Annotated in this window: 10 protein-coding genes and 1 pseudogene; 9 read left to right on the forward strand and 2 right to left on the reverse strand. The window is 72.0% G+C overall.

Annotation, left to right across the window (positions count from 1 at the left end; translation table 11 throughout):
• Window positions 1-190: 190 nt before the first annotated feature.
• From OG385_RS30635 to OG385_RS30650, 4 genes are all read left to right on the forward strand, one after another.
• On the forward strand, window positions 191-760 hold the full coding sequence (locus tag OG385_RS30635; protein WP_266859646.1) for a 2Fe-2S iron-sulfur cluster-binding protein: 570 nt from the start codon (window positions 191-193) through the stop codon (window positions 758-760).
• Window positions 757-1,746 carry a xanthine dehydrogenase family protein subunit M gene (locus OG385_RS30640; RefSeq protein ID WP_266859648.1) on the forward strand — a complete coding sequence of 330 codons (990 nt, stop codon included), beginning with the start codon at window positions 757-759 and terminating at the stop codon, window positions 1,744-1,746. The genes OG385_RS30635 and OG385_RS30640 overlap by 4 nt, the downstream gene beginning before the upstream one ends.
• A gap of 63 nt (window positions 1,747-1,809) precedes the next feature.
• Window positions 1,810-3,900 (forward strand): xanthine dehydrogenase family protein molybdopterin-binding subunit, encoded by a 2,091-nt coding sequence (locus tag OG385_RS30645; RefSeq protein ID WP_266861268.1) that lies wholly within the window; start codon window positions 1,810-1,812, stop codon window positions 3,898-3,900.
• Between the two features lie 72 nt (window positions 3,901-3,972).
• Window positions 3,973-4,836: an endo alpha-1,4 polygalactosaminidase gene (locus OG385_RS30650; RefSeq protein ID WP_266859650.1), complete on the forward strand. Its 864-nt coding sequence runs from the start codon at window positions 3,973-3,975 to the stop codon at window positions 4,834-4,836.
• 67 nt (window positions 4,837-4,903) lie between these two features.
• Here the strand turns inward: OG385_RS30650 and OG385_RS30655 are convergent.
• A pseudogene (locus OG385_RS30655) lies at window positions 4,904-5,077 on the reverse strand (HAD hydrolase-like protein); the annotation flags it as partial.
• Between the two features lie 212 nt (window positions 5,078-5,289).
• Between OG385_RS30655 and OG385_RS30660 the strand changes: the two are divergent.
• The 5 genes from OG385_RS30660 to OG385_RS30680 all read left to right on the forward strand — a co-directional run bounded on the left by OG385_RS30660 (window position 5,290) and on the right by OG385_RS30680 (window position 11,188).
• The gene (locus OG385_RS30660; protein WP_266859652.1) at window positions 5,290-7,509 is read left to right on the forward strand and encodes an NADP-dependent isocitrate dehydrogenase; all 2,220 of its coding nucleotides are present in this window, start codon (window positions 5,290-5,292) and stop codon (window positions 7,507-7,509) included.
• A 369-nt stretch (window positions 7,510-7,878) separates the two neighbouring features.
• Window positions 7,879-8,133 (forward strand): hypothetical protein, encoded by a 255-nt coding sequence (locus OG385_RS30665; protein ID WP_266859654.1) that lies wholly within the window; start codon window positions 7,879-7,881, stop codon window positions 8,131-8,133.
• Window positions 8,130-9,134, forward strand: coding sequence for an ATP-binding cassette domain-containing protein (locus OG385_RS30670; protein WP_266859656.1), 1,005 nt, complete (start codon window positions 8,130-8,132; stop codon window positions 9,132-9,134). Before OG385_RS30665 ends, OG385_RS30670 begins: the two co-directional genes overlap by 4 nt.
• Entirely contained in the window at window positions 9,134-10,045 is a 912-nt protein-coding gene (locus OG385_RS30675; RefSeq protein WP_266859658.1) for an ABC transporter permease, read from the forward strand. The genes OG385_RS30670 and OG385_RS30675 overlap by 1 nt, the downstream gene beginning before the upstream one ends.
• Before the next feature lie 99 nt (window positions 10,046-10,144).
• A complete protein-coding gene (locus OG385_RS30680; RefSeq protein ID WP_266859660.1) occupies window positions 10,145-11,188 on the forward strand; it encodes a lactonase family protein in 1,044 nt (347 codons plus the stop codon).
• A 163-nt stretch (window positions 11,189-11,351) separates the two neighbouring features.
• Here the strand turns inward: OG385_RS30680 and OG385_RS30685 are convergent, their stop codons facing one another.
• Entirely contained in the window at window positions 11,352-12,278 is a 927-nt protein-coding gene (locus OG385_RS30685) for a sirohydrochlorin chelatase (RefSeq protein WP_266859662.1), read from the reverse strand.
• Between the last annotated feature and the right edge of the window lie 7 nt (window positions 12,279-12,285).

Here is a 12,285-nt window from a genome sequence, read left to right on the forward strand (position 1 = left end):
ACCCCGTGATCCCGGGCCCGTGCCCCGCACGGACTGCGTCCAGTGGCATGTGGTGGCTCCGTGGCATCAAGTGGGAGCGGCGGCCGTTCGGCGCGTGTGCCGGATCCGGCGAGTGGATCCGGTCACCCCACGCACCCTCCGGGCGCACGGACCGATCCGTGACCCACCGCAGAAAGGGTGTGAAACACGTATGCAGCCGAGCACCGGACGGCCCCGGCCGCGCGACCCGGCAGGGAAGACGCCCGTGTGGTCGACCGTGACCCTGCGGGTCAACGGGACGGCGCACACCCTGGAACTCGACCACCGCACCACGGTCCTGGACGCCCTCAGGGACGAGATCGGGCTCACGGGTGCGAAAAAGGGCTGCGACCACGGGCAGTGCGGCGCCTGCACGGTGCTGGTCGGCGGACGCCGGGCCAACAGCTGCCTGCTGCTGGCCGTCGCCCACCAGGACGCCCCCATCACCACCATCGAGGGCCTCGTTTCCGCCGGCGCCCCGCACCCCGTCCAGGAGGCCTTCCTGGACCGTGACGGATTCCAGTGCGGCTACTGCACCCCGGGGCAGATCTGCTCGGCGGTCGGCGTGCTGGCCGAAGCCGCCGCTGGCCACCCCTCCCACGTCACGGCGGCGGCCGACCTCGCCGACGAGGGACCCGCCGAGCTCACCCCGGACGAGATCCGGGAGCGGATGAGCGGCAATCTGTGCCGGTGCGGCGCCTATCCCCGTATCGTCGAAGCCGTCGCGGACGTGATCGCGTGAAGCCGTTCGGTTATGTCAGGGCCCGCAGCACCGAGGACGCCGTGCACCACTTCCTCTCGCTGCCGGACGCCCGCTTCCTCGGCGGCGGTACCAATCTCGTCGACCTCATGAAACTCGGTGTGGAGGCCCCCGGCACCCTCGTCGACGTCAGCGGGCTGCCCCTCGACACCGTCAGCGAACTGCCCGGCGGCGGGCTCCGGATCGGGGCGACCGTGCGCAACAGCGACCTCGCCGCGCATCCGGCGGTGCGCCGCGACCTGCCCGTCCTGGCCCAGGCCCTGCTGTCCGGTGCGTCGGGCCAGCTCCGCAACATGGCCACCACCGGGGGCAACCTCCTCCAGCGGACCCGCTGCCCGTACTTCCAGGACACCGGGCAGCCCTGCAACAAGCGCGAACCGGGCTCCGGTTGCGGGGCGCTCGACGGCGTCAACCGTGACCACGCCGTGCTCGGCCACTCCGCGCACTGCGTGGCCACCCATCCCTCCGACATGGCGGTCGCCCTGGCGGCCCTCGACGCCGAAATCGAACTCGTCGGCCCCGGAGGCGAACGGAAGGTCCCCGTGGCCGACTTCCACCGCCTTCCCGGCGACCGCCCCCAGCAGGACACCGTCATCCGGCCCGGAGAGCTGATCACCTCGGTGGTGGTCCCGGCGTCGTCCGGGGGGATGCCCTCCGCGTACCGCAAGGCGCGCGACCGGTCCTCGTACGCCTTCGCGCTCGTCTCCGTCGCCGCCGTCCTGGCCGTCGGCGACGACGGGCTGATCCGCCACGCGCGCCTCTGCTTCGGCGGCGTCGCACACAAACCCTGGCGCGCGGTGACCGCCGAGGCGCTCCTCGTCGGAGCACCGGCAGGCGAGGACACCTATCTGCGCGCCGCCGAGGCCGAACTGGCACAGGCCGCACCGCTGTCCGGCAACGCCTTCAAGGTGAGGCTCGCCCGCCGTCTGGCGGTCGACACCCTGGGCCGTCTCGCGGACCGCGGCTGAGGAGGAGAGCACCCCGTGAACCCCCGACTGCCCGTGACCGCATGGCCCGTGTCCGAAGTGCCCATGACCGGCACCCCCGTCAGCCGCCGCGAAGGCCGGGCGAAAGTCACCGGCACCGCGGTCTACGCGGCCGAGCACGCCCCGTCCGGCCGTCTGCACGCCTGGCCGGTCCCGGCCGCGATCGCCTCGGGCCGGGTCCGTGCCGTACACACCGAGGACGCCCTGGCGCTGCCCGGCACCGTCGCCGTACTCACCGCGGGCAACGCGCCCCGGCTGGGCACCACCGACGACCCGGCCCTGGCCGTTCTGCAGAACGACCGGGTGCCGCACTACGGCTGGCCTGTCGCCCTCGCCGTGGCCGAGACCCTCGCGGGGGCCCGGGCCGCGGCGCACGCCGTGCGGGTGGAGTACGAGAGGGGCTCCCACGAGTCCGTCCTGAAGGCCGGCGACCCCACGATCTACGCGCCGGAGACCGCCAACGGAGGCCACCCCGCCTACCGGGAGCGCGGTGACTTCGCCACCGCTCACGCCGCGGCTCCGGTCCGCATCGACGTGTCGTACACCGTGTCCCCGCTGCACAACCATCCCATGGAGCCGCACGCCAGCACCGCCGAGTGGACCGGCGGGCATCTGACCGTGCACGACTCCAGCCAGGGTGCGACAGCCGTCCGCGAGGCCCTCGCCACCCTGTTCGCCGTGCCGGAGCGCGACATCACGGTCGTCTCCCAGCACGTCGGCGGCGGGTTCGGATCCAAGGGCACCCCGCGCCCCCATGTGGTGCTCGCCGTCATGGCCGCCCTGCACACCGGGCGCCCCGTGACGCTGGCCCTTCCCCGGCGGCAGATGCCCGCGATGGTCGGGCACCGCGCCCCCACCCTGCAACGTGTGCGGCTGGGGGCGGGCGACGACGGTGTCATCACCGCCCTGGCGCACGAGGTGATCACGCACACCTCGCGGATCAAGGAGTTCGTGGAGCAGGCCGCCGTTCCCGGGCGGGTCATGTACCGCTCACCGCACAGCCTGACGACCCATCGCGTCGCGGCCCTCGATGTGCCGAGCCCCTCCTGGATGCGGGCGCCCGGCGAGGCTCCCGGCATGTACGCGCTGGAATCCGCGATGGACGAACTCGCCGTCGCGACCGGCCTGGACCCGGTGGAACTGCGGCTGCGGAACGAGCCGGACACCGAGCCGGACAGCGGCCTCCCGTTCAGCAGTCGGCATCTCACCGAGTGCCTGCGGGAAGGCGCGCGCCGCTTCGGCTGGAACGACCGGGATCCGCGCCCCGGTGTACGGCGCGACGGCGCGCTCCTGGCCGGAACCGGTGTCGCCGCCGCGACCTACCCCGTCCTGGTCTCCCCGTCCCGGGCGACCGCGCACGCGGCGCCCGACGGCACCTTTCTGGTACGGATCAACGCCACCGACATCGGTACGGGCGCCCGTACGGTCCTGGCGCAGATCGCCGCCGACGTGCTGCACGTACCGCTGGCCCGGGTGGCCGTCGACATCGGCAGCAGCGATCTGCCCAGCGCCTCTCTCGCCGGCGGTTCCTCGGGCACCGCGTCCTGGGGCTGGGCGGTCCACCAGGCCTGCACCTCGCTCGCGGCAAGGCTCGGTGAACACGGGGGAGCGGTCCCTGCCGATGGCCTGGACGCCACCGCCGACACCAGCGGACAGGCCGGAGAGCCGGTGCCCTACGCCAGGCACGCCTTCGGGGCCCACTTCGCGGAGGTGGAGGCGGACACGGTGACGGGCGAGGTCCGGGTCCGGCGGATGCTGGGCGTGTACGCGGCCGGACACATCCTCAACTCCCGTACGGCCAGGGCACAGTTCATCGGCGGCATGGTGATGGGCATCGGGATGGCCCTCACCGAGGGCAGCACCGTCGACCCCGCGTCCGGTGCCTTCGTGGAGAGCGATCTCGCCTCGTACCACGTGCCCGTCTGCGCCGACATCCGCGACATCGAGGCGCACTGGATCGAGGAGCGGGACGAGCACCTCAATCCGATGGGGAGCAAGGGAATCGGCGAGATCGGCATTGTCGGTACGGCGGCAGCGGTCGGTAACGCCTTCTACCACGCCACCGGCGTCCGGATGCGCTCGCTCCCGATCACCGCGGACAAGGTGCTGGAGGCGATGGACGGCGCCGGGCTCTGAGGGGTCCGTTCGCCGCGGGGGCGGCTTGCATGATCCAATCACTTTCCCCCGTCCCCTCCCGAAAGTCCCTACGTGCCTGCCGTGTTCCGCCGCGCCGCCCGTGTCCTCGCCCCGCTGCTGATGGTCCTCGCCGCCGGATGCTCCTCCGGCGACCCCAACGGCGCCTCCTCCCCGGCCGCTTCGGGCTCCGCACGGGACGGCGGCGTGCACAAGCCCCCGGCCCGGGCGGCCTTCGACTACCAGCTGGGCGGTCCGTACCGGCCGCCCGCCGGGGTGCGCGCGGTCTCCCGGGACCGCACCGCGGATCCCGTACCGGGGCTCTACAACATCTGTTACGTCAACGCCTTCCAGACGCAGCCCGGTGGCGCTGTCGGCTGGTGGCACAAGCACCACCCCGACCTGCTGCTGCACGACCGCCACGGCAAGCCGGTCGTCGACGAGGACTGGCAGGAGCCCCTCCTCGACATCTCGGGCGCCGCCAAGCGGGAGAAGCTCGCGGGCATCGTCGGCCGCTGGATCGACGGCTGCGCCGACGCCGGGTTCGACGCGGTGGAGCCCGACAACCTCGACTCGTACGAGCGCTCCGACCATCTGCTCACCGCCGACGACGCGGCGTCCTTCGCCACCCTGCTGGCCGCGCGGGCGCACCGGCAGGGCCTCGCCGTCGCCCAGAAGAACACCACCGACCTGCTGGGCCTGCGCCACCGCATCGGGTTCGACTTCGCCGTCGTCGAGGAGTGCGGCCGCTACCAGGAGTGCACCGAGTTCGCCGACGCCTACCGGGGCAGGGTTTTCGACATCGAGTACGGAACCAAGGACTTCGACCGGGCCTGCCACTCCTGGGGCAGGAAGCTCTCGGTCACGCTGCGCGACCGCGAGGTGAGCCCTGCGGGCGAGAAAGCCCATGTGTACCGGCGGTGCGACGCCGCCGGCTGACGGGTGTGCTTCCGGGAGGCCCGCCCCTCACGGGACCCGATCAGGGCCGGGCCGCCGTGGCACGGGAGTCCAGCGTCTCCCTGGTGCCGGTCCCGATGCAAGGGGCGTGCCGCTGCCAGCTGAAATCCAGCACACCGTGCTCCGCGAGAACCTGGCGGCCGGCTTCGAAATAGTTCGGCTCGCTGTCCACGAGGGTGCCATCGAGATCGAAAATGACCGGAGCTGCGCTGGGTGTGCTCATCCCTCCCAGGATGCCAAGAGGGCAGTTCCCGGCCCTCCCGGGGCGCCCCGGCTCTGCTCCCCGGGCGCCTGCCGCTCCTCTGCCGGGGCGCAGCCGCCCGCGGCCGGATGCGTGCGGCTCCGTCGCCCCGGGGGCGGGGCCCTGTCGAGAGGGGGGCGCTCAGGAGATATCTTGATGTCGAGCAATGTTGCAGACGTGGAGCGGAGCACCCGGTGACTGACTCGACCATCATCTATACACATACCGACGAGGCCCCGGCCCTGGCGACGTATTCGTTCCTGCCGGTGATCCAGGCGTACGCCTCGACGGCCGGTGTGACCGTGGAGAGCCGTGACATCTCTCTCGCGGGGCGGATCATCGCCAGTTTCCCCGATCGTCTTGACGAGAGCCGACGGGTCGAGGACGCACTCGCCGAGCTCGGCGAGCTGGCCAGGACGCCCGGCGCGAACATCATCAAGCTGCCGAACATCTCGGCGTCCATCCCCCAGCTGAAGGCCGCCATCGCGGAGCTGCAGAAGCTGGGCTACGCGCTGCCGGACTACCCGGACGACCCGCAGACCGACGAGGACAAGGACGTCCGCGCCCGGTACGACAAGGTCAAGGGCAGCGCCGTCAACCCGGTGCTGCGCGAGGGCAATTCGGACCGCCGCGCCCCGGCATCGGTGAAGAACTACGCCAAGGCCCACCCGCACCGGATGGGCGCCTGGTCGTCCGAATCGAAGACGAACGTCGCCCACATGGACGGCGACGACTTCCGCTCCACCGAGAAGTCCGCCGTCATCGGCGAGGACGGCTCGCTCCGCATCGAGCTGGCCGGGGACGACGGCACCACCACCGTCCTGCGCGAGTCGGTACCCGTGCTGGCCGGCGAGGTCGTCGACGCCTCGGTGATGCGCGTGGCCGCGCTCCGTGAGTTCTTCACGGCGCAGATCGCCCGCGCCAAGGCCGAGGGCGTGCTCTTCTCGGTGCACCTGAAGGCCACGATGATGAAGGTCTCCGACCCGATCATCTTCGGCCACGTGGTGCGCGCCTTCTTCCCGAAGACGTTCGCCGAGCACGGTGCGGCACTCGCCGCCGCCGGGCTGACCCCCAACGACGGTCTCGGCGGCATCCTCAAGGGCCTGGACGCGCTGCCCGAGGGCGCGAAGATCAAGGAGTCCTTCGAGGCCGAGCTGGCCGAGGGCCCGTCCCTGGCGATGGTCGACTCCGACCGCGGCATCACCAACCTGCATGTGCCGAGCGATGTCATCGTCGACGCGTCCATGCCGGCCATGATCCGTACCTCCGGCCACATGTGGGGCCCGGACGGCGGCGAGGCCGACACCCTGGCGACCATCCCGGACAGCAGCTACGCCGGGATCTACCAGGTCGTCATCGACGACTGCCGCGCCAACGGCGCCTACGACCCGTCGACGATGGGCTCCGTGCCCAACGTCGGTCTGATGGCGCAGAAGGCCGAGGAGTACGGCAGCCACGACAAGACCTTCGAGATCCCGGTCACCGGCACGGTGCGGGTCCTCGACGGCCAGGGCAACGCCGTACTGGAGCACGCCGTCAGCGCCGGTGACATCTGGCGCATGTGCCAGACCAAGGACCTGCCGATCCAGGACTGGGTCAAGCTCGCGGTGACCCGCGCCCGCGCGACCGGCACCCCGGCCGTGTTCTGGCTCGACGAGGGACGCGCGCACGACGCCGCCCTGATCGCGAAGGTCAAGGCGTACCTCCCCGAGCACGACACCGACGGTCTGCAGATCGAGATCATGACGCCGGCGGACGCCATCGCGTTCTCGCTGGAGCGCATCCGCCGCGGCGAGGACACGATCTCCGTCACCGGCAATGTGCTGCGCGACTACCTGACCGACCTGTTCCCGATCCTTGAGCTGGGCACGAGCGCGAAGATGCTCTCCGTCGTCCCGCTCATGAACGGCGGCGGTCTGTTCGAGACGGGCGCCGGCGGTTCCGCGCCGAAGCACGTCCAGCAGCTCGTCAAGGAGAACTACCTGCGCTGGGACAGCCTGGGTGAGTTCCTCGCGCTGGCGGTCAGCTTCGAGCACCTCGCGCAGACGACGGGCAACGCACGCGCCCAGGTCCTCGCGGACACGCTCGACCGCGCGACCGGCACGTTCCTCAACGAGGACAAGTCGCCGAGCCGCAAGCTCGGTGGCATCGACAACCGCGGCAGCCACTTCTACCTGGCGCTCTACTGGGCCCGGGAGCTGGCAGCGCAGACCGACGACGCACAGCTCGCCGGGGCGTTCTCGGCGCTCGCCAAGACGCTCGGTGAGCAGGAGCAGACCATCGTCGGCGAGCTGATCGCGGTCCAGGGTTCCCCGGCTGACATCGGCAGCTACTACCAGCCCGACCCGGAGAAGGCATCGGCCGTCATGCGCCCGTCGGCGACCTTCAACCAGGCCATCGCGACGCTCGGCTGACGTCCGGCAGACCGGCCGCCCCAGCGGCGGCCGGCCGCCGACCCGCACCCTGGCCGCCCCGGCCGGCATCCCGCCGGCCGGGGCGGCCGCGTTGCGTGAAGGGCCCGCCGCCGGACCGGCCCGGAGCGACGCCGGATGCCGGGGACCGGCTTGCGTGGTTCCATGAGAGATGTCAGTGCCTGATATGCCCGCCGTATCCGCCGAGCGGACGCAACGGGGTTGCACATCAGGCTGATCCACGACTTTCAGGGCGGCGTGCGGCTGTCCGGCCGGACCGGTGCGAGCCGGCCGCCCTCATGGACACGCGCCGTGAATCCGCCTCGTGCACCCCCGGGTGCGCGGGCCGGCGGTCCTGAAAGGAGATGCGGTATGTCCACAGCCATCCTCACCGTGTTCAGACACCTCATACGGCTGGTGACAGGCTCGGCCAGGGCCATCGGCAGCTACCTAGCACAGCGCTTCGGGCCCCAGCGGCCCCCGGCGGAACACCCACGGCACCCCCGCCCCGCCGATCTGCTGGCCGGCCGGGTGGAGCAGGCCGACTACCAGGCGGACCAGGAACGCCTGGCGCTCGCCGACGCGTCCGCCCATCCCCTCCACGTGCCCCCGCTGCCGAGACGATGACCGATCCTGCTGACCGGGCTGACCGGGGGCAGCAGAACAGCCCGGCGCACGGCAGCGCCACAGTCATCCGGGCCGCCGGCCTCACCAAGGCCTACCCCAAGACGCAGACCCCCGCGGTGGACGGCCTCGATCTCCGGGTGTGCCAGGGCGAGATCTTCGGACTGCTCGGGCCCAACGGGGCGGGCAAGACCACCACCGTCGGCATGCTGACCGCCCGGGTGGTGCCGACGGCGGGGTCGGCGTACATCGGTGACATCGACGTGGTCGCGGAACCGACGCTGGCCAAGCAGCTCATCGCCGTCGTCAGCCAGCAGAACACACTGGACCGCTCGCTGACGGTGTGGGAGAACCTGTACTTCCACGGCCTGCTGTTCGGCATCCCGCGCCGGGAGTCGCGCCGTACCGCCGACGCACTCCTCGAACAGTTCCATCTGTCCCGCTGGGGCAAGGCGTCGGTGTTCGCCCTGTCCGGCGGGATGGCGCAGCGTCTGATGGTGGCGCGCGCGATCTTCCACCGTCCCGCCGTGCTCTTCCTCGACGAGCCGACGGCCGGGCTGGACCCGCAGGGCAGACTGGCCCTCTGGGAGGCGCTGGACGGGCTGATCGCCGACGGCCAGACGATTCTGCTCACCACGCACAACATGGACGAGGCCGACCACCTCTGCGACCGGGTGGCGATCATCGACCACGGCCGGATCCTCGCCCTGGACACGCCTGCCGCCCTCAAGCAGGGGCTCGGCGCCGACGCCGTGGTCACGGTCGCCACCAGCGGCAGCCAGGACGGCCTGGCGGCCCGGCTGAACAGTGACATCCCGGGCGTCGTCCGCACCCGGCTGGTCGACGGAGCCGTCGAGCTCCAGGTCAAGGGCGCCGAACGGCTGCTGCCGCGGGTCGTCACGAGCGCGGAGGCCGGTGGGTTCGAGCTGGTCGACCTCTCGATCGCCGAGAGCACCCTGGAAACGGTGTTCATCAGCCTGACCGGACAGGAGCTGAGGGACTGATGGCTGCGTCGAGTGCCGTCCCGCCGCCCGGGGACGTTCCGTCCGCGGGCCCGTCCGGGCACCCCATCGGCGTACGGCCCGCCCGGTCGGCCGCCGCCTCCAGCCGCTCCGCGCTGAGCGCGCTGATCCAGCGGGATCTGACCGTCCTGATGAAGAGCTTCGGCGAGTTCGCGGGCCGGACCGTCATGCAGCCGTTCCTGCTGGTCTTCGTGTTCCTGTACGTGTTCCCGCTCATCGGCCAGGGCATCGGATCGGGCGGCGGCGCCAAGGGGGAGTCGGCGTTCGCCACCGTGCTGGTCCCGGGGGTGGTGTCCATCGCGATCATGTTCCAGGGCATCCAGTCGGTCGCCATCCAGATGTCCCAGGAGTTCGGCTTCACCCGGGAGATCGAGGACCGGGTGCAGGCCCCGTGCCCGATCTGGCTGGTGGCGGTGGCGAGAGTGCTGTCCGGGTCGGCTCAGGGGCTGATCTCGGCGGTCATCGTGCTGCCCATCGCGGCCGTCGTGCACGCACCGGGCGTGCACCCCCAACTCAGCATCCACTGGTGGATCGTGGTCACCCTGATCCCGCTGTCCTGCCTCACGATGACCTCACTCGGACTGCTCCTGGGCACCACGTTCGAGCCGAGGAACATCGGCGTGATGTTCGGCTTCGTCGTGCTGCCGCTCGTCTTCCTCGGCGGCACCTACTACCAGTGGACCAAACTGGCTCCGGTACAGGTGGGAGGCTTCCACTGGCTCCAGGTGCTGGTGCTGGTCAACCCGCTGATCTATATGAGCGAGGGGATGCGGGCCGGCTTCACGGACGTGTCCCACATGCACCTGTACATCGTCTATCCGGTGCTCGCCGGGTTCTGTGCGCTCTTCCTCACCCTCGGGCTGCGCAACTTCCGCCGCCGCGTGCTGTCCTGACCGTGCGGCGGCGCGCCCGAATTGGTCCAGACCGCTCCTGCTACCGTCTGCCGGAGCCCGGCCACACACGGACCGGGCGCCGTCGGAGAGGGGAGCACGGTGGTCACCACAGGCGCCGGGCGGGCGTTCATCGGGTCATTCACCGCGGCGGGGGGACCGGGGCTCGTCGCCGCAACGGTGGACGGGGCGGGGGCGCTGACCCTGCTGGGCGCGGTGGACACGCTGCCGAACCCCTCGTTCCTCGCCCCGGCCCCCGGCGGCTCGGTCCTCTACGCCGTCTCGGAGACCGGCGAGGGCGCTGCGGCGGCCTTCGACATCACCGGAGCGCGGCCCCGGCTGATCGGTGAGCCGGTCGCCGTGGGCGGCGCCGACCCGACCCACCTCGTCCTCACGGGCGGGCATGTCGTCACGGCCAACTACAGCTCGGGAAGTGTCAGCGTGCTGCCCGTCCGTGCCATGGACGGCGGGCTGGACGCGCCCGTTCACGTACTGCGGCACGAGGGCAGGGGACCGGACCCGGCTCGCCAGGAGGGCCCGCACGCCCACCAGGTGAAGCGGGACCCCTCGGGGCGCTGGGTGCTGAGCGTCGACCTCGGGACCGACTCCGTACGGGTCTGCGCGCTGGACGGCGCCACGGGCGCGCTGACGGTGCACGGGGAGACCGCGCTGCGGCCCGGCAGCGGGCCCCGCCACCTGGCGTTCCACCCGGCGGGGGCGCATGTCTACGTCCTGAACGAGCTGGAGCCCACGCTCACGGTCTGCCGGTGGGACGCCGGGGCGGGCACGCTGGAGCCGGTCGGCCGGACCCGGCTGCTGCCCGGGGGCGCGACGGGGGAGAGCTACGGCTCGGGAGTGGCCGTCGCACCCGGCGGACGCTTCGTCTGGGCGGCGAACCGGGGCCAGGACAGCATCTCGGTCCTCGCCCTCGACGAGAGCCGGGAGAAGCCCGTCCTGACCACCACGGTGGACTGCGGCGGCCGGTGGCCGCGCGATCTCGTCGTGGACCCCGGGGGGCGGCGGCTGTACGCGGCCAATGAGCACTCGGGGGACGTGACCTGGTTCGACATCGACCCGCGGACGGGGATTCCGCACCGCGCCGGCTCCGTGCAGGTGGCCGCCGCCTCGTGCGTGGTGTTCGCCTGACTGCTCCGGCAGCGCTGCCCCGACGGTCCTGCTCCGGTGCCCCTGCTCCGGTTCCCGGTGACAGCTGGGGGCACCGGAGCGGGACGTACGGAGGGCCCGCACCGGCACTCCGTGCTGCCCCGGTGCGGACCCTTCCCGTACGTGGCCGTGTTCGTTCCGCAGGTCAGCCGACCGGGGCTCCCTGGGACGGCTGCTGCGGGGTGATGCCCAGCGCGGTCGTGTACTTCGAGAGGACCAGCTTGCCGACCGCGGGGTAGGCGCCGAGCGGCTCGGCAGCGGCGCACTCCGCCTCCTTGGCGGCCCCGGCCAGCAGCTCCTCGCTGACCTCGGGGCCGATCAGGTACGGCGCGAGCGCCAGCTGGGCCGATCCCGAACCCCGCAGCTGCTCCGCGATCGCGGAGACCGAACCGTCCACATCGAGTGCGGCGGCCATCACCGGTACGGCCAGTCGTGCGGCCAGCAGCATTCCGGTGATCCCGGCGGCCTGCACCGCCTCGTCGCCGCCGACCGTCGCCAGGATGATGCCGTCGGCGGCGGTGGCGACCGTGAACAGCCTGGCCCGGTCGGCGCGGGAGAGACCGGCCTCGGAGAGACGCACATGCAGGCCCTCCGCGAGCAGCGGGTGCGGTCCCAGCACCTCGGTCAGCTCGGCGGCGGTGGTGCTGTCCATCACGGCCTGCCGTATCCGCCGCTCGGTGGCAGCGTCGGGGCCCGCGAGCAGGGGCACCACGACTGCGGTGGCGCCCGTCGGCTCGGCCACCTCACGTCCGGCGGCCCTCGCCTGCGCACAGCGCGCCACCCGCTCGGCCGCGGTGTGGGAAAGGACCGCCTCAAGGGCGGGAAACTCGTCGTCGGTGCCATCCAGGTAACCGATACGGGCATCCAGGCCGGGCAGCTCGGAGCGGGCGATGGAAATAACCTCTTCCGCCAGGCTGCGGACAGCGGCGGAAGGTGTGCCGGGAACAGCGAGAACCAGCGCGGGCGCGCCCTCAGGAGCCACCGCGGGTTCCGGGCGGCGGTGCCGTCCGGTCTGGCGAGGTCGCGGCATTCGTACAGGCAGGCCGGATGCGGGCCCATTGGGGGAGCTCATGGCGCCG

The organism is Streptomyces sp. NBC_01306 (assembly GCF_026340465.1).
Taxonomy (GTDB): domain Bacteria; phylum Actinomycetota; class Actinomycetes; order Streptomycetales; family Streptomycetaceae; genus Streptomyces.

Excerpts from the sequence above, each read along its gene's own strand:
- OG385_RS30635 (WP_266859646.1), top strand. The coding sequence starts at position 191 with ATGCAGCCGAGCACCGGACGGCCCCGGCCGCGCGACCCGGCAGGGAAG.
- OG385_RS30645 (WP_266861268.1), top strand. The coding sequence starts at position 1,810 with ATGACCGGCACCCCCGTCAGCCGCCGCGAAGGCCGGGCGAAAGTCACC.
- OG385_RS30665 (WP_266859654.1), top strand. The coding sequence starts at position 7,879 with ATGTCCACAGCCATCCTCACCGTGTTCAGACACCTCATACGGCTGGTG.
- OG385_RS30670 (WP_266859656.1), top strand. The coding sequence starts at position 8,130 with ATGACCGATCCTGCTGACCGGGCTGACCGGGGGCAGCAGAACAGCCCG.
- OG385_RS30675 (WP_266859658.1), top strand. The coding sequence starts at position 9,134 with ATGGCTGCGTCGAGTGCCGTCCCGCCGCCCGGGGACGTTCCGTCCGCG.
- OG385_RS30685 (WP_266859662.1), bottom strand. The coding sequence starts at position 12,278 with ATGAGCTCCCCCAATGGGCCCGCATCCGGCCTGCCTGTACGAATGCCG.